Source organism: Mycobacterium sp. 852002-50816_SCH5313054-b (genome assembly GCF_001667185.1).
Taxonomy (GTDB): domain Bacteria; phylum Actinomycetota; class Actinomycetes; order Mycobacteriales; family Mycobacteriaceae; genus Mycobacterium.
In genome coordinates this window covers 1-16,046 of sequence record NZ_LZIC01000070.1, presented here as the reverse complement: position 1 = coordinate 16,046, position 16,046 = coordinate 1, and the positions used below count along the sequence as shown (strand labels likewise).

The 16,046-nt window shown below is 70.6% G+C and carries 16 protein-coding genes; 7 read left to right on the top strand and 9 right to left on the bottom strand.

Annotated elements, in window-relative coordinates; translation table 11 throughout:
- Window positions 1-392: 392 nt before the first annotated feature.
- Window positions 393-764 carry a DUF732 domain-containing protein gene (locus A5787_RS15525; RefSeq protein WP_066968470.1) on the bottom strand — a complete coding sequence of 124 codons (372 nt, stop codon included), beginning with the start codon at window positions 762-764 and terminating at the stop codon, window positions 393-395.
- A 397-nt stretch (window positions 765-1,161) separates the two neighbouring features.
- On the opposite strand from A5787_RS15525, the gene A5787_RS15520 reads away from it, so the two are divergent.
- Entirely contained in the window at window positions 1,162-2,292 is a 1,131-nt protein-coding gene (locus A5787_RS15520; RefSeq protein ID WP_066968468.1) for a M42 family metallopeptidase, read from the top strand.
- Here the strand turns inward: A5787_RS15520 and A5787_RS15515 are convergent.
- Window positions 2,289-3,029: a class I SAM-dependent methyltransferase gene (locus A5787_RS15515; RefSeq protein WP_066968466.1), complete on the bottom strand. Its 741-nt coding sequence runs from the start codon at window positions 3,027-3,029 to the stop codon at window positions 2,289-2,291. The two genes, A5787_RS15520 and A5787_RS15515, sit on opposite strands and share 4 nt — an antisense overlap.
- Before the next feature lie 99 nt (window positions 3,030-3,128).
- On the opposite strand from A5787_RS15515, the gene A5787_RS15510 reads away from it, so the two are divergent.
- The 3 genes from A5787_RS15510 to A5787_RS15500 are packed head-to-tail and all read left to right on the top strand — an operon-like array spanning window position 3,129 to window position 5,501.
- Window positions 3,129-4,145 (top strand): GNAT family N-acetyltransferase, encoded by a 1,017-nt coding sequence (locus A5787_RS15510; protein ID WP_156763961.1) that lies wholly within the window; start codon window positions 3,129-3,131, stop codon window positions 4,143-4,145.
- A gap of 6 nt (window positions 4,146-4,151) precedes the next feature.
- Complete coding sequence (locus tag A5787_RS15505) at window positions 4,152-4,820, top strand: DUF5642 family protein (protein ID WP_066968464.1); 669 nt, start codon at window positions 4,152-4,154, stop codon at window positions 4,818-4,820.
- A 27-nt stretch (window positions 4,821-4,847) separates the two neighbouring features.
- Window positions 4,848-5,501, top strand: coding sequence for a DUF5642 family protein (locus A5787_RS15500; RefSeq protein ID WP_066968461.1), 654 nt, complete (start codon window positions 4,848-4,850; stop codon window positions 5,499-5,501).
- On the opposite strand, the gene A5787_RS15495 is transcribed toward A5787_RS15500, so the two are convergent.
- Entirely contained in the window at window positions 5,498-6,094 is a 597-nt protein-coding gene (locus A5787_RS15495; RefSeq protein ID WP_197507159.1) for an alpha-ketoglutarate-dependent dioxygenase AlkB, read from the bottom strand. The two genes, A5787_RS15500 and A5787_RS15495, sit on opposite strands and share 4 nt — an antisense overlap.
- A 70-nt stretch (window positions 6,095-6,164) precedes the next feature.
- On the opposite strand from A5787_RS15495, the gene arcA reads away from it, so the two are divergent.
- Window positions 6,165-7,376: an arginine deiminase gene (arcA, locus tag A5787_RS15490; RefSeq protein WP_066968457.1), complete on the top strand. Its 1,212-nt coding sequence runs from the start codon at window positions 6,165-6,167 to the stop codon at window positions 7,374-7,376.
- A gap of 76 nt (window positions 7,377-7,452) precedes the next feature.
- On the opposite strand, the gene A5787_RS15485 is transcribed toward arcA, so the two are convergent.
- Window positions 7,453-9,018: a dolichyl-phosphate-mannose--protein mannosyltransferase gene (locus tag A5787_RS15485; protein WP_066968455.1), complete on the bottom strand. Its 1,566-nt coding sequence runs from the start codon at window positions 9,016-9,018 to the stop codon at window positions 7,453-7,455.
- A gap of 25 nt (window positions 9,019-9,043) precedes the next feature.
- On the opposite strand from A5787_RS15485, the gene rsmI reads away from it, so the two are divergent.
- On the top strand, window positions 9,044-9,880 hold the full coding sequence (gene rsmI / locus A5787_RS15480; protein ID WP_066968453.1) for a 16S rRNA (cytidine(1402)-2'-O)-methyltransferase: 837 nt from the start codon (window positions 9,044-9,046) through the stop codon (window positions 9,878-9,880).
- Window positions 9,881-9,888: 8 nt separating this feature from the next.
- Here the strand turns inward: rsmI and A5787_RS15475 are convergent, their stop codons facing one another.
- From A5787_RS15475 to A5787_RS15455, 5 genes are all read right to left on the bottom strand, one after another.
- The gene (locus tag A5787_RS15475; RefSeq protein WP_066968451.1) at window positions 9,889-10,863 is read right to left on the bottom strand and encodes a hypothetical protein; all 975 of its coding nucleotides are present in this window, start codon (window positions 10,861-10,863) and stop codon (window positions 9,889-9,891) included.
- Window positions 10,864-10,996: 133 nt separating this feature from the next.
- Window positions 10,997-12,250, bottom strand: coding sequence for an aminodeoxychorismate synthase component I (locus A5787_RS15470; RefSeq protein WP_066968449.1), 1,254 nt, complete (start codon window positions 12,248-12,250; stop codon window positions 10,997-10,999).
- 33 nt (window positions 12,251-12,283) lie between these two features.
- Entirely contained in the window at window positions 12,284-13,186 is a 903-nt protein-coding gene (locus A5787_RS15465) for an RNA polymerase sigma-70 factor (protein ID WP_066968446.1), read from the bottom strand.
- The gene (locus tag A5787_RS15460; RefSeq protein ID WP_066968445.1) at window positions 13,183-14,370 is read right to left on the bottom strand and encodes an NAD(P)/FAD-dependent oxidoreductase; all 1,188 of its coding nucleotides are present in this window, start codon (window positions 14,368-14,370) and stop codon (window positions 13,183-13,185) included. The genes A5787_RS15465 and A5787_RS15460 overlap by 4 nt, the downstream gene beginning before the upstream one ends.
- 87 nt (window positions 14,371-14,457) lie before the next feature.
- Window positions 14,458-15,252: an FkbM family methyltransferase gene (locus tag A5787_RS15455; RefSeq protein WP_066968443.1), complete on the bottom strand. Its 795-nt coding sequence runs from the start codon at window positions 15,250-15,252 to the stop codon at window positions 14,458-14,460.
- Window positions 15,253-15,435: 183 nt separating this feature from the next.
- Here A5787_RS15455 and A5787_RS15450 point away from each other — a divergent pair.
- Window positions 15,436-16,046 (top strand): GAF domain-containing protein (locus A5787_RS15450; RefSeq protein ID WP_156763960.1); only part of this gene is annotated, 611 nt, incomplete at its 3' end.

Here is a 16,046-nt window from a genome sequence, read left to right as displayed (position 1 = left end):
ATGAGGACACCTCGCGATCACTGGGCTGTCCTCTATGTCGGGAGACATCCGTCCTCTATGTCAATGAATCACAGACCCTTAGCTCAACCAGGAAGTGCAGCTCACCCGTTACGTCTCGGTCAGCTCACCCCGGTCGAACCCGAGCCGAGACCGGCGCTCATCGCCACCTCCGTTGCTCGAGCCATACGCCCAGCCACAAGAAGGCCGGCGGCGCCAGAATGGCCCACGCCATCAGCGCGATCATGACGATGTTGCCCGCGGTCACGGTCCTCCTCCTGGCCGGTGGGCACCGCCGCGAACATCACTTTCATCACCGTGCTGCCAAGTGCGCGGTCGTGAGGCCTCGGGGTGGATGAACTGTGTTGCTTACCAACGGATTCAAGGTTCACCGTTCACATCATCGGCGGGAACGGCAGCAGCCAGATCACCGAAGGATCCACAGAGCCCCGGTATTGCGGGCAATACGATGCCACCGAATCGCCGACGAAGAAACCGGCTTGCCGCTTTGTCGAGAGGTTGATCTGCGGGTCCTTAATCAGCTTCAATGCGATCACGCTCGAGTCTTGGCCCCTATCAAGTGCAGCGCATACCGCGTGGCCATGCGCGATCGCGGCGTCGCGATCACCGGTGTCGATGCCGTAATTCTCCAGCGCCGCGATGAACGCATCATCGGTCGGGTCTGCCGATGCTGTCGCTGCGGAAAACAGCGCGGCGGACAGCAGGGCTGCGCACACGGTCGACCACTTTCCAGGTCCGACGTTCATAAGTGTCGCGGCCTCCTCATGACTCGGTGATCAACTCGATGTTGACAGAGGTGGCCGTGGCGCGGTCGCGCCTTCCTTGCTTGCCCATTCGTTTCGGGGGCGCCCACCACGTGCAGCGTGACGGGTTGCGAGAGCCAGCCAAGATACGTGATTCATTACTTTCTCCCGTCCCGACTTCCAGGAAGCCGTGGCATCTCACTGTCGGCCCAGCGGTCCGAGTGCAGGTAGGGGCCAAAGTCCTCCTCCCGCATCGCACCCTTCGTCGCTTCCACGGCTGGCGTCCGCGGGGGTCGCCGGGTTGTGGATGCCGGATGTGGGTACTGATCCAGTTGTCACCCCTGAGGCCGAACCCTTGACCACGTACGTCGCCCTGCGGGTGCCTACGAGGAAGGATTCCATGGCGGACCCTGACACGACCGACGCCCTGCTGAAAGAACTTCTGTGGACGTACGGGCCGTGCGGCCAGGAGGACGAGGTCCGCGCCGTGTGCGCGCGCGAGCTGCAACCCGTCGTCGACGACATGTGGACCGACGACGCCGGCAACCTGGTCGGCTACATCGCGGCGGGCGGTCCCCCCGACGGCACCGCGCACCGCCACCGATCGACCGCCGGCCAGAACGCCGCGACGCGGGTCATGGCGCACATGGACGAACTGTCCATGCTGGTCAAACGGATCGAGCCGGACGGATCGCTGCACCTGACTCAGCTGGGAACGATGTACCCGGGGAACTTCGGGCTCGGCCCAGTCGCCGTGCTCGGCGATCACGAGACGTTCACCGCGGTGCTCACGCTCGGCTCCGAGCACACCACCAAGGAGAGCCCGCGGATCTGGCAGACCAAACCGGATCAGGGCGACCAGGCGCTGGACTGGCACCACGTCTACGTCTTCACCGGCCGCACGGGTGAGCAGCTCGCCGCCGCGGGCGTGCACCCCGGCACCCGGGTCTGCGTCGAGCGGAGCAAAAGGACGCTGGTCGAGATCGGCGACTACGTCGGGTGTTACTTCCTCGACGACCGCGCCGCCGTGACCGCCCTGCTGAAGGCCGCTCGCCTGCTGCGTGAGCGCGGAAAACGGCCCGTCGACGACGTCTACGTCGTCTTCACCACCAACGAGGAGGTCGGCGGCGTGGGCGGCTCCTACGCCAGCGCCAACCTGCCCGGCACCCTCACCCTCGCCCTGGAGGTCGGGCCCACCGAGCGGGAGTACGGGACCAGCGTCACCGGCGGCCCCATCGTCGGCTACAACGACGCCCTGTGTGTGTACGACAAGGAGGTCGCCGACCGGCTGATGAGGATCGCCACCGACCGGGGGTTTGAGCCCCAGGCGGCCGCCCTGGGCGCGTTCATGTCCGACGCCTCGCATTCCAAGGCCAACGGGCTGACACCGCGCGCGGGCCTGCTGTGCCTGCCCACGCTGAGCACCCACGGCTACGAGGTCATGCCCCGGCGCTCCATCGAGGCCGTCGCCGAGATCGTCGTCGACTTCGTCGTGCAGCCCGACGAGAACCGCTCGGGCGCAACGGATTAGCCGGGCTTGGTGGCCACGACGAACTGCAACACGCGCTGCGTCTGTTGCTCGATGTCGACCAGGCCGGCCGAGGAGAACAGCTCCACGAACGCGCGGCGGTCGAACATCGTGAGCCCGATCGCCTGCGCCCCAGCGGTCAGCGCGTGGCGCAGCGGCGGCAGTCCGGCCGCATAGCTGGTGAGGATGGCGATCCGGCCGCCCGGCGCGAGCACCCGCACCATCTCGCGGGCCACCAGGAAAGGCTCGGGCACCAGATACAGCGCGCCGAAACAGCAGACGGCGTCGAATGTTTCGTCGGCAAACGGCAGCGTCCGGGCATCGCCGCGGACATAACAGGTGCGCGCGCCGCCGTTGTCCAGCACGGCGCGCGTCAGCATCGGTTCGGAAATGTCGAAACCGACCGCAAGGCCGCCGTCCGGCAGTTCGGCCGCCAGCGGCCCGGTGAAATTGCCTGGCCCGCAGGCCACATCGAGCAATCGCGACGCGGTGGCCAGGCGCAGCGCCGACGCCGCGCGGCGCCGCTCGGCGCGGGCGGTGACGCCGCTGGCCACGTAGAAGGACGTCGGCCGCCACAGCCGCTCGTAGACCGTCGCGACGAACGCGCTGTTCATCGCGCGCTGCGCAAACGTCGGGGCCGGAGAACTCGTCGATTCGCCCAGCACGTCGAGGAAACCGTTGCGCAGCGCGGCGGTCGTCTCGAGGAGACCGCGGGTCAGCACGATCGGATCCTGGGTCATACCTTGCTTTCGTGTTCGCCGGGACAGCCGCGACCCCAGGGTAGTGGGCGGCCCCTTGCCGCGTCCCGATCGCACCCATAACGTGGGCAAGGTCCGAAGATGGCGACACTGATCGGCGGGGACATCGCGGTGGCCGAACTTACCGGCGCGCGGGCAGAGGAGCTCGCGACGATGGACGTCTTCGCGGGCTGTCCCACCGAGGACCTGGTGCCGCTGGCCGCCCGATTGCAACCGCTGCGCGCCGCGGCCGGACAGGTGCTGATGCAGCAGGGTGAGCAGGCGATTTCGTTCCTGCTCATCTCGTCGGGCACCGCCGACATCCAGCGCGTCGACAGCGACGGCACGGTCATCGCCGGACAGGTATCGCCCGGCACCATCGTGGGGGAGATCGCCCTGCTGCGCAACATCCCGCGGATCGCGACCGTCACCACCACCGAACCGCTGACGGGATGGATCGGCGACAACGACGCCTTCACCCGGATGTTGCACCTTCCCGGGGTGATGCCGCGGCTGCTGCGCACGGTGCGCCAGCGCATCGCCGCGTTCATCTCGCCGATCCCGATACAGGTCCGCGACGGGACCCAGCTGATGCTGCGCCCGGTGTTGCCGGGCGACGACGAGCGGACCGTTCAGGGCCACATCCAATTCTCCAGCGAGACGCTGTACCGGCGGTTCATGACGGCGCGGATTCCCACCCCGGCGTTGCTGCACTACCTTTCCGAGGTCGACTACGTGGACCACTTCGTGTGGGTGGTCACCGACGGGGACGACCCGGTGGCCGACGCCCGCTTCGTTCGCGACGAGCGCGATCCGACGGTCGCCGAGATCGCCTTCACCGTCGCCGACGCCTACCAGGGCCGGGGGATCGGCAGCTTTCTGATCGACGCGCTGTCGATCGCGGCGAGGGTCGACGGCGTCGAAAGATTTTCCGCGCGAATGCTTTCCGATAACCTGCCGATGCGCACGATCATGGATCACTACGGCGCGGTCTGGCAGCGCGAGGACGTCGGCGTCATCACCACCGTCATCGACGTGCCGCGCCGGCTGACATTCGGGCGCCACCTGGCCGATCAGATCAACCGCGTCGCCCGCCAGGTGATCGAAGCGGTCGGCTGAACGGGCATGCGGCCGTTCTGGATTGGTGTTTCCCTGGTCCTGCTGGTCGCGTGCGCGCAGTCACCCGCGCCCCCGCCCTCGACGACCACCACGACGACGGCCCACAGCGCCGCGGTCAACCCCGCCAACATCAAGCGGGTCGTGCGCGACCTGCCGCCCAACTACGAGGTGACCACCGGCATCCCCAGCGGCGTCTCGCCGAGGGTGATCTGGAGCCTCGAAGCCGACGCGCGGGCCGATCCGCCGCAATGCGCCGCGCTCGCCGACCCCGGCACCGGGCGCGACCAGACCGCGCAGGGCTTCTCCGCCTCGGGCACCGGCGGCATCGTCAACGCGGTGGTGGTGGCTTTGCCCGGCCTGGTGGACCTCGACCGGGGCGTGGTGGGGGCGTGCGGCCGGTGGACGATGAGCGACGGGCACACGACGGCCACCGTCCGCCTGGTCGACGCCCCGCACATCGACGGCGCCGAAACCGTCGGCATGGTCGCCGACACCAAATCATCGGTCGAGTCGGGCACCGAAATCGATTCGCGCGCATACACCTTCACCGCGTACCTCGGTAACTACTACGCCTTCACCACGCTGACCACGGACCCGGGGTCGGCCCTCCCGGCGCTGCCGCCCCAATTCGCCGCCGATCTGCTCGTCAAAACGGTGTCCACGTTGCGCGGCTGAGCGCCCGCCTTGGGTAGATTGGCCACGGTGTTCAGGCTGTTGCTCGCGACCGCGTCCGTGTGCGCGCTCGCCGGCTGTTCATCGGGTGGCGATCCCGTCGTCAAGGCCGACATCGGCAAGGTCGCCGACGTGAAGTCGAGCTTCGGGCCCGAGTACCAGGTCACCGACATCTCCGAACGGGCGATCGACCCCAAGCTGCTCTCGGCCCGCAAGCTGCCCGACGGCCTCACCTTCGACCCGGCGAACTGCGCGAAAGCGGCGGTGGGACCGGACATGCCGCCCGAGTTGCAGGGCAACATGGCCGCCGTCTCCGCCGAGGGCAACGGAAATCGTTTCGTCGTCATCGCCATCGAAACCTCAAAAGCCCTGCCGTTCAACGACCCCGGAAAAGACTGCGCCAAGGTCGCATTCGTCGGGGCGGGCGTGCGGGGCGGCATCGAAGTGATCGACGCGCCGCACATCGACGGGGCCCGCACGACGGGCGTGCACCGTGTGCTGCAGGCACTGGTGGCCGGGGGCGCGCGCACCGGCGAGCTGTACGACTATTCGGCGCAGTTCGGCGAGTACCAGGTGATCGTCATCGCCAACCCACTGATCATTCCCGACCAGCCCGTCGCCAAGATCGACACGCAGCGGGCCCGCGACCTGCTGGTCAAGGCCGTGGCCGCGGTTCGCAGTTAACGCACGTCGCGCGGGCGGAACTGGATGCTGACGCGCGGGCCGGTCGGCGCCGACGTCTTGGGTACCGCGTGTTCCCAGGTGCGCTGGCACGATCCGCCCATCACCAGCAGATCGCCGTGCGCCTGGGGGAGTCGCAGCGACGGACCCCCGCCGCGGCGGCGCATCGCGAAGGTGCGCGTCGCGCCGAGGCTGACGATCGCCACCATGGTGTCCTGCGAGCTGCTGCGACCGATGGTGTCGCCGTGCCAGGCGACGCTGTCGGAGCCGTCGCGGTAACAACACAGCCCCACGCTGGTGAACGGCTCGCCGAGCTCGCCGGCATAGATGTCGTTGAGCCGCCGGCGCAGCCGCCCCAGCAGCGGGTGCGGGGGCTCCTCGACGGTCAGGTCGTGAAAGCTGACCAGCCGCGGCACATCGACCACCCGGTCGTACATCTGGCGGCGCTCGGCCCGCCACGGCACCGTCGACAGCAGCTCGACGAGCAGGCCGTCGGCATCGGTCAGCCAGCCGGCGCGGATCTCGATGAATGCGCCGTCACCGAGCTCCCTGCGCTCGGTGTGCTCGAACAGCGAGCCCTGTACCGCGATGCTCACGACCCCCAGTTTATCGCACACCCGTTCGATCGGGAGTGGACCGGGCGGCCGACCGGCTACCGTTTCCACCGTGGGTGTTGTCGAGCTGGGCACCAATTCCGAGGTGGGCGGGCTGCGGGTTGCCATCCTGCACCGCCCCGGCGGCGAGCTGCTGCGGCTCAACCCCCGCAACAACGACCAGCTGCTGTTCGACGGGCTGCCCTGGGTGGCGCGGGCGCAGGAGGAGCATGACCAGTTCGCGGAACTGCTGCGTTCGCGCGGCGTCGAGGTGCTGCTGCTGTCCGACCTGCTGACCGAGGCCCTCAACCACAGCGGGGCCGCCCGGATGCAGGGCGTCGCCGCCGCGGTGGACGCGCGCCGCCTCGGAGTTCCCCTGGCCCAAGGACTTTCGGCGTATCTGCGGGGCCTGGAACCGGTCCGGTTGGCCAACGTGCTGACGGCCGGCATGACGTTCAACGAGCTGCCGCCGGAGATCCGCTCCGACGTCTCGCTGGTCCTTCGGATGCACCACGGGGCGGATTTCGTCATCGAACCGCTGCCGAACCTGGTGTTCACCCGCGACTCGGCGATCTGGATCGGGCCGCGCGTGGTGATCCCGACCCTGGCGTTGCCGGCCCGCGCTCGCGAGGCCTCGTTGAGCGACCTGATCTATGCCCACCACCCCCGGTTCACCGGCGTGCGGCGCGCCTACGAGTCGCGCACCGCCCCCGTCGAGGGCGGCGACGTGCTGCTGCTCGCCCCCGGGGTGGTCGCCGTCGGGGTCGGCGAGCGGACCACCCCGGCGGGCGCGGAAGCGTTGGCGCGCAGCCTGTTTGACGACGAACTCGCGAACACGGTGCTGGCGGTGCCGATCGCGCAGCGGCGCGCGCAGATGCACCTGGACACGGTGTGCACTATGGTCGACACGGACACCGTGCTGATGTACGCCAACATCGTCGACACGCTGTCGGCGTTCCCGATCCAGCCGGCGCCGGGCGGCATCACGATCAGCGACGAGACGCCGTTTTTGGAGGCCGCCGCCAAGGCGATGGGGATCGACAAGCTGCGGGTGATCGACACCGGGCTGGACCCGCTCGTCGCCGAACGTGAGCAGTGGGACGACGGCAACAACACGTTGGCGCTGGCGCCCGGCGTCGTGGTCGCCTACGAGCGCAACGCCCAGACCAACGCCCGCCTGCAGGACGCCGGCATCGAGGTGCTGACCATCGCGGGCTCCGAACTGGGCACCGGCCGCGGCGGGCCCCGCTGCATGTCCTGCCCCGTCGCGCGCGATCCGGTGTAGCCGGCGTCGAGACTGCGCTCAGCGCGTCGGATTCGGCGGTTCGGGCGCTCTGGACGCAGTCTCGGCGAACAACGCGTCAGCGCCAGCTGGGCAGCCAGATCTCCATGTTCCAGGTCTGCTGGGAGATGGGCAGGCCGGTGAGCACCGGAAACAACCAGGCGAAGTTGGTGACGACCAGCGCCACGTAGCACGACACCGCGATCAGCCCCAACGTGCGTCGCTCGGAGGTTTGACGGCGCGCGTAGAGGATGTCGCCGCAAATCAGCGCGATGCCCATGGCCAGAAACGGCGCCATCGTCGACGCGTAGAAGAAGTACATCTGCCGGTCGATGTCGGCGAACCAGGGCAGCCACCCCGCGCAATACCCGGTCAATACGGCCGCGTAGCGCCAGTCGCGGCGAATCAGCATGCGCCACAGCGCGTAGAGCAGCACCGGCACGGCCAGCCACCACATGGCGGGGGTGCCGACGAGCATTTCCGCCTTGACGCACGACTGCGCGCCGCAGCCGGGAACGTTCTGCTGGTCGATGGCATACAGCACCGGCCGCAACGACATCGGCCAGCTCCAGGGTTTGGATTCCCACGGGTGGTAGTTGCCGGCGGAGTTCGTCAGGCCGGCGTGAAACTGGAAGGCCTTGGCGGTGTAGTGCCACAGCGAGCGAATGGCGTCGGGCATGGGGACCGCGGAGTGCGGGCCGATCGACAGGCCCACCTCGTGACGGTCGATCGCGGTCTCGGAGGCGAACCACGGCGCGTAGCTGGCCAGGTAGACCCCAACCGGGATGAGCGCCAAGGCATACGCCGTGGGGACCAAGTCTCGGCGGAGCACCCCCAGCCACGGCCTGGTCACATGGTATTGGCGCCGCGCCGCCACGTCGAACGCCAACGACAACGCGCCGAAGAACAGCACGAAGTACAGGCCGGACCACTTTGTCCCGCAAGCCAATCCGAGCAGGATGCCCGCCGAGAACCGCCACCAGCGCACGCCCAGCCGGGGGCCCCACAAGGTCTCGGCGCTGCGGCCCTGCAGGAGCGCGACGTAGAGGCGCTCGCGCACCTGGTCGCGGTCGACGATGAGCGCGCCGAACGCCGCGACCACAAAGAACGTGAGGATGCCGTCGAGCAACGCCGTGCGCGCGGTGACGAAGCTGACGCCGTCGCAAATGACCAGCACGCCGGCGATCGCGCCGACCAGCGTCGAGCGGCTGATCCGCCGCACGATCCGCATCACCAGCACCACCATCACCACGCCGAGCAGCGCGCCGGTGAACCGCCACCCCACCCCGTTGTAACCGAAGAATGCCTCGCCGATGGCGATGAGCTGCTTGCCGACGGGCGGGTGCACCACCAGCCCGAACCCGGGGTTGTCCTCCACCCCGTGGTTGTGCAGCACTTGCCAGGCCTGCGGCGCGTAGTGCTTCTCGTCGAAGACGGGTGTGCCGGCGTCGGTCGGCGAGCCGAGGTTGAGGAACCGGGTCACCGTTGCCAGCAGCGTGATCACGCCGGTCGCGACCCAGCCGCGGATGTGGTCGGTGGGCCCGAAGTCCGCGACCGGAGCCAGCGGCCCCGGGCTGACGACGGGCACGACGCGCTCGTCGCGGTCTTCCAAGACGACGGTGCTTTCGCGGGGCGGGGCGGACATCGGTGTCGATCGTAGGCTGTCCGTCATGACCTCCGGCCGCCTATTGCTGGGCGCGACCCCCCTGGGCCAGCCGTCGGATGCCTCGCCACGCCTGATCGACGCGCTGGCCCGCGCCGATGTGGTGGCCGCCGAGGACACCCGGCGGGTGCGTGTGCTGGCCAAGGCGCTCGACGTCGGGATCACCGGCCGCCTGGTCAGCCTGTACGACCGGGTCGAGGCCACCCGGGTGCCCGGCCTCGTCGACGCGATGAACGCCGGCGCGACGGTGCTGGTGGTCAGCGACGCCGGAATGCCGCTGATCAGCGACCCGGGCTACCGGCTCGTCGCGGCGTGCGTGCAGGCCGGGGTTCCGGTGACCTGTCTGCCGGGGCCGTCGGCGGTGACGACCGCGCTCGCCGTGTCGGGGCTGCCCTCGGAACGGTTCTGCTTCGAGGGATTCGCCCCGCGCAAGAAGTCGGCGCGCCGAACGTGGTTCGCCTCGCTGGCCGACGAGCGGCGCACCTGCGTGTTCTTCGAATCCCCGCGCCGGTTGGCCGCGTGCCTGCGCGACGCGGTGGAGGAGCTGGGCGGGGCGCGCCGGGCGGTGGTGTGCCGGGAGCTGACCAAGGTGCACGAGGAAGTGGTGCGCGGGACGCTGGACGAGCTGGCGGCGTGGGCGGATGACGGGGTGCTCGGCGAGATCACCGTCGTGCTGGCCGGCGCGACCCCGCGCGCCGACCTGGAAGCCCTGGTGGCCGAAGTGCAGACCCTGGTCGCCGGAGGGGTGCGCGTCAAGGACGCGTGCAGCGAGGTGGCCGCGGGACATCCGGACGTGCGCACGCGACAGCTCTACGACGCGGTCCTGCAATCACGCGGCGTCTGAGCCGCCGGTTACGGGGTGCAGATCCCGATCGGGCCGAATCCCGGCGTGCACAACTGCGGGTGCGGGAGCGGCGGCGGAGCCGGCAGCGGGGGAGGCGCCGGCAGGGCCGGCGGCGCGGGCGGGCCCGCGGGGAGCGGGGGCAGCGCCGGCAGCGCGGGAAGCGCCGGCGGGGGGGGGGGGCCCGCGGGGAGCGCGGGTAGCGGGGGCGCCGCAGGGAGCGCGGGTGCCGCAGGCAGGGCGGGCAGGCCGGCCGGGAGACCCGCCGGGACGGACGCCAGCACCGCCGGGATGGCCGCGGCCGCGCCGGGAACGGCCAGCGCGGCGGCGGGCACGGCCGCAGCGGGCAGGCCAAATCCGGGAAGGGCCGGGAGCCCTACGCCGGGAATGCCCAGGCTGAAGTTGGCGGGCAGCAGGCCCGCCTGCTTGAGGTAGACGAGCGCGATGGCGGCGGTGGACGCCGTGGCCACGACGCCGGTTCCGATGCCCACGACGCTGCCGCCCACGCCCACGACGCCCTGCACGACGGACAGCGCGACGGCCGCGCTGTTCGGTATGGCCGCGGCGGCCGGCAGCCCGGCCAGGGCGGGCAGCACGAGGTTGGGGTCGGGAAGTCCGGCCAGGTCAGGCACGCCGGCCCCCGGGACGCCGCCGCCCGGCGCCCCGCCGGAGCCGATTCCCGGTGAGCTCATTCCGGGCACCGCGGCGGACGCGGGGCCACCTGGTGCGGGAGGTGTGCCGGGGCCCGTCACATTGGCCGCCTGTTGGAACGGCGTGGGCGGACCCGCCTCGGCGGCCTCGGCGCCCGGCCCCGACGGCTTCGGCGTCTCGGGCATCAGAACCGACGCCACCTTCTGGCAGCCGGCCCCGCCGTTGGTGCAGGGCCCGGCGGCCGGCAGCGGCGTGCTGACCGAGGTCAGAGGCGTAACCGCGAGCGTCCCACCCATCAGGGCGGACGCTGCGGCGCCCAGGACGGCGATTCTCATGACGGCCCCCTAAAGCTGTCGACTCGCGATCGGCGCGGGTCAATCCCTGAAGCTTAGGACGACCCGGCACGCGGCGTGGGGCATTATCCGAAATTCATGGCCGGGGCGCTGAGGTTTCACCCAACCGACCGCTTCAGCCCACCGATGCCGCGGGCGCGACGGACGGCAGCCCGACGACCGGGGCGGCCTTGTGCAGGCACTCCTCCCATTCGGCGTCGGGATCGGAGTCGGCGGTGATCCCGCCGCCGACGCCCAGCACGGCGCCGCCCGAGGCGTCGAACTCGACGGTCCGGATCGCGACGTTCAGCTCGCAGCCGGCGATCGGCGACGCGAGACCAATTGTGCCGCAGTATATTCCGCGGCGATGCTGCTCCCATTGCGAAATCAGTTGCCGGGCACGGTGTTTCGGGGTGCCGGTGACCGAGGCCGGGGGGAAGGCGGCGTCCAGCAGCGCCGACGTCGGAAGCTCGGCGGGAACCCGCGCCGACACCGTGGAAACCAGGTGCCACACGCCGGGCGCGCGGCGCACCACCAGCAGCTCGGGCACGGTGACCGTGCCGACGATCGCCACCCGGCCAAGGTCGTTGCGGACCAGGTCCACGATCATGATGTTTTCGGCCACCTCTTTGGCCGACGCCCGCAGCGCCGACGGCCACGCGTCCAGCGGCAGCGTGCCCTTGATGGGGCTCGACGCGACGACCGTTCCGCGGCGGCGCAAGAAAAGCTCCGGCGACAGCGACGCCACCGCACCCCAGGGCCCCGCGACGTAGGCCGCCCGGGCCGGGGACGTCCGCGCGACTCCGTCGACGAAGAAGTCCAGCGGGGCGCCGGTGACCGCGCCAATGAATTGCGTGCATACGCAGGCCTGATACACCTCGCCGGCGCGGATGGCCTCCAGGCAGGACAGGACCCCTCCACGGTGCGTCGCCCGGTCGGCGGCGCCCCAGTCGATCCGGCAATCGCGCGCCGGCCCCGGCCGGGCCGCCAGCGCGGCGGCCAGCCAGTCCGGCATCGGGGCACCGGACAGGCTTTCGTACCACCACTGCCCGTCGCGGTCGCGGCGCAACACGCAGTCGGTCCAGCCGCCGGCGGCCTCGGGGAGCCGGTTGCCCCGCCCGTCGGCGCCGGGATCGGGGTAGGAGAGGTAGCCGACCCAGCCGCCGCCCACCGCCTGCGAATCGGGCGCCGGCGCGGCCTGCGGGACCGCGAACGCGTCGCCGGCGTCCACCGGCCGCGCGGCCAGGCTGGGCGCGATCACCGCCAGCGCCCCGAACCACTCGCCGGTCAGCGCGGCCGGCGGCGGCAGGCCGAGCCGGCCGGTCGCGTCGCCGACGGCGCGCAGCACCCGGGGCGCGGCGCCCAGGTCGCCAAGCCGGTCGATTCGCACCGACCTAGCTTGACAGAGCGGCACGCCCGTCGCTTAGCCGCGGCTGATGTCGCGGGCGCTGGCCAAAGCCGCCAGCTTCTGCGGGTTGCGCATCACGTAGAAGTTGGTGATCTTGCCGTCGGAAATCTCCAGCGTGATCACGCCTTCCAGCTGGTCGCCGAGGTAGAGCAACACCGCCGGGGCGCTGTTGCAGGTGACCATGTCGACGCGCACCCCGGCCATGGCCGCGGCCCGGCGCATCAGCCCGGCGATGGCCCGGGCCACCCGGTCGGCGCCGACCACCGGCCGGCGGGCGGCGCTGACGATGCCGCCGCTGTCGGCCGTCCAGGTGGCGTCGGGGGCGAGCATCGTCATCAGCGCTTCCACGTCACCGGTGGCCGCCGCGGCCAGGAACTGGGCGGTGATCTCGGCGTTGCGCTCCGGATCCGCCGCGTCGAACCGCTTCCGCCGCGCCCGCACGTGTTCGCGCGCGCGGTGCGCGACCTGGCGCACGGTCGGCGCCGGCTTGCCGACCGCCTCGGCGATCTCGCCGTAGTCGAAACCGAACACCTCGCGCAGCACGAACACCGCGCGCTCGTCGGGGCTCAGGGTTTCCAGCAGGACCAGCATCGCCATCGAAACCGATTCCGCCAGAACGACATCGGCCGAGGGATCCTGGTCGTCGAGCAGCAGCGGCTCGGGCAGCCACGGCCCTACGTACTCCTCGCGCCGGCGCGCGTCGGCGCGCAGCGCGTTGAGCGCCTGCCGGGTGACCAGCTGGGCCAGGTAGGACTTGGTGTCGCGCACGGCCGACAGGTCCACGGCCGCCCACCGCAGGTAGCTGTCCTGCAGCACGTCGTCGGCCTCGGTCGCCGAGCCGAGGATCTCGTAGGCGATCGTGAACAGCAACGGCCGCAGCAGCGTGAACCGGTCGGCGTGCTCGGACCCGCCCGTCATGGCAACGCGATCCGCTCGTCTGCCGGCGACTGCGCGAGCCGCCTACCCCCCTTGAACCAGAAGTACGAGCCGGGCTTGGCGGCCTCGCGCCGGATGGCCCAGAGCGTGCCCTTGCACACCGTTTCCTTCACCGACGCCGCGAACCGGCCGCCGAGGTACAGCTCCACCGGGGTGTCGTCCTTGCGGGCGAGCTGAACGGTCGCGTGCGAGCGGCCCAGGCTGATGCACTGGCCCGTGAACGCCTGGTTCAGCAGCGCCGGGGTTTCCCCGGCGATGCGGCTGAGCACGGTGTTGGCGGCCTGGGCGCCCAGCGGACCGGCGGCCTGGCAGCTCATCCGCAGCGGCTGGCCCGATGGCGCGGCCGCGTCGCCGGCGGCGACGATGCGGGCGTCGTCGACGCTGGTCAGCGTCTCGTCGGTGAGCAGCCGGCCCGCCGCGTCGGTGCTCAGCCCGCTGCGTGCGGCCAGGTCCGGCACGGTGAATCCGGCCGTCCACACCGTCGCCGCGCTGGGCAGCACGGCGCCGTTGCTGAGCGCTACCGCGTCCCAGCGCACCTCGGTGGCGGAAACGGATTCGAGCACGTTGACCTCGAGGCCGCGCAGTTGCTTGGCCACCGAACGCCGGCCTCGCCTGCTCAGCGACGGGCCGAGCACGCCGCCGCAGACCAGGGTGACCGGGCGTCCCAGCTCGGCCAGTTCGGACGCCGTCTCGATGCCGGTCAGCCCGCCGCCGACGACGGTGATCGGTGCGGCCAGCGGCAGGTCGGCCAGCGCGTAGCGCAGCCGCTGCGCGCTGTCCAGGTCGGCGACCGAGTGGGCGAACTCCGCCACCCCGGGCACCGTCAACGGCAGCGCGCCGGTGCTACCGACGGCGTAGATCAGGTAGTCGTAGTCCAGTTCGGCGCCCGAACCCAGCACCACCCGCCGCTCGGCGGGCACGATGCGGTCGACAGCGTCGACGATCAGCCCGATGCCCTCACCCAGCAGGCTGTCGTAGTCGGCGATCGCCGCGCCGGTGTCGGCGGCCAACTGGTGCAGGCGGATCCGCTCCACGAAGACCGGCCGCGGGTTGATCAGCGTGATGTCGACGCCGGCGCGCTGGCGCAGGTGGTTGGCAGCCAGGGTTCCGGCGTATCCGCCGCCGACGACGACGACGTGGGTGCTTGGGGTGGCCGGCTTGTTCATGTCTGTCTCCTACTCTCATGGGACTCTTGCCCTTGAGACACCGCAGCCCGGCCGGGCGTGACAGTCGCGGCGGGACTGTGAGCTGTCTCACTGCCCCTTCGGGACGAAGACGAAGTTGTTGACGTAAAGGCCCTGGGCCGCCCAGCCGTCCTCCCAGCCGCCGATGTTCGCCGGGTCCTGGTGGGTCGCCGCGTCGAACTCTTCGACCGGCCGCCGCCCGTCGGCGCCGTCGAAGTAGCCCTGGTAGCCCAGTCCCGTCAGCAATTCGGTGATCGCGGCGACGGCGTTGGGGTGATGGCGTTCCTCGGCTTCGACCAGGACCGCCGGCCGGTTGCGGGTGAGGGTGTCCGCGGCGCCGCGCAACACGGCCAGTTCGTGGCCCTCGACGTCGATCTTGATCAAACCGACGTCGTCGAGGCCCAGATCGTCGAGTCGCTTGACCGGCACGTCGATGTTGCACACCGCGGTCCCGTCCGCGTCGCCAAGGACGTTGCCCGTGTCGATCGTGCTGCGGCCCGGGTCGGATTCGACCACCCGCATGGTCGTCACGCCGGGCTGGTCCGACAGCGCCACGGCTTCCACCCGGACCGCGGCGCCGACCGCGTCGAACATCGCCGCCAGCTCGCGGGCCTGAGCCGGTCTGGGCTCGAACGCGATCACCGACCGCGACGACGGCAGCATCGCGATGGTGAATTCGCCGACATCGGCGCCGATGTCCAGCGAGACGCGGTCGGGATCGCACAGGGACGCAACCAGTTGCACGTCTTGGCGGGATTCGCCCAGCCGTCGCAGGATGCGGAACTTGCGCCGCCAGAACAGCCGTGGCGCCAAGGTCTTTGCCGCCGGCGCGAGCCGACGTTTCGCCGAGCGTGCGACGGACATTTGCGGTGTTCCCATCCTCGTTCGGGGCCAGGCTTGACCGGGGCTGCGCCGGGTCGCACATGTTACGCTTCGCAGCAATTCGTGACCTGCCCCGGGCCGAATACAGCCACCGCGGAAAATCCCTAGATTGGGCCCCTGAAAAAGCCAAGCCCAGCTGGGACACGTGCCCGATCGGAGGAGTCCTTGGCGCGCAGCCTGGATCTCGTCGTCACCTCCGTCGCCACGCAGCTGATGGAGGCCACCGGATCCACCGCGACCCAGGTGAGTCAAAAGGTGCTCGCGCAGCTCGTCGAGCAGTTCGATCTGGACGCCAGCTTCCTGCGCCACCACGACCACGACATCCGCGCCTCGGTGCTGGTGGCGGAGTGGCCGCCGCGCACCGACATTCCGGACCCGGATCCGATGGCCGTCGTCCATTTCACCAGCGCCGACCCGGTGCTCGCCCAGTGCGAGCACGGGCGCAAGCCGGTCGTGATCCGCCCGGAGCAGAACAACCGCGCATTCGGCCGCCGGTCGGGCGGGGCCAAGCAGCCGGCGTCGCCCTCGGTGGCCGCCGCGCCGCTGGTCTCGGGCGACACCACCACCGGGGTGCTCGGCTTCGTCAAGAACGGCGCCCGGAAGTGGAAGCAGGAAGAGATCAACACGCTGGAGGCGGTCGCCGCGCTGTTCGCGCAGCTGCAGGCCCGCATCGCCGCGGAGGAAAAGCTGCGCTACCTCGCCGAGCACGACGATTTGACCGGCCTGTACAACCGGCGGGCGCTGGTCGCGCACCTGACCGAACGGCTCGCGCCGGG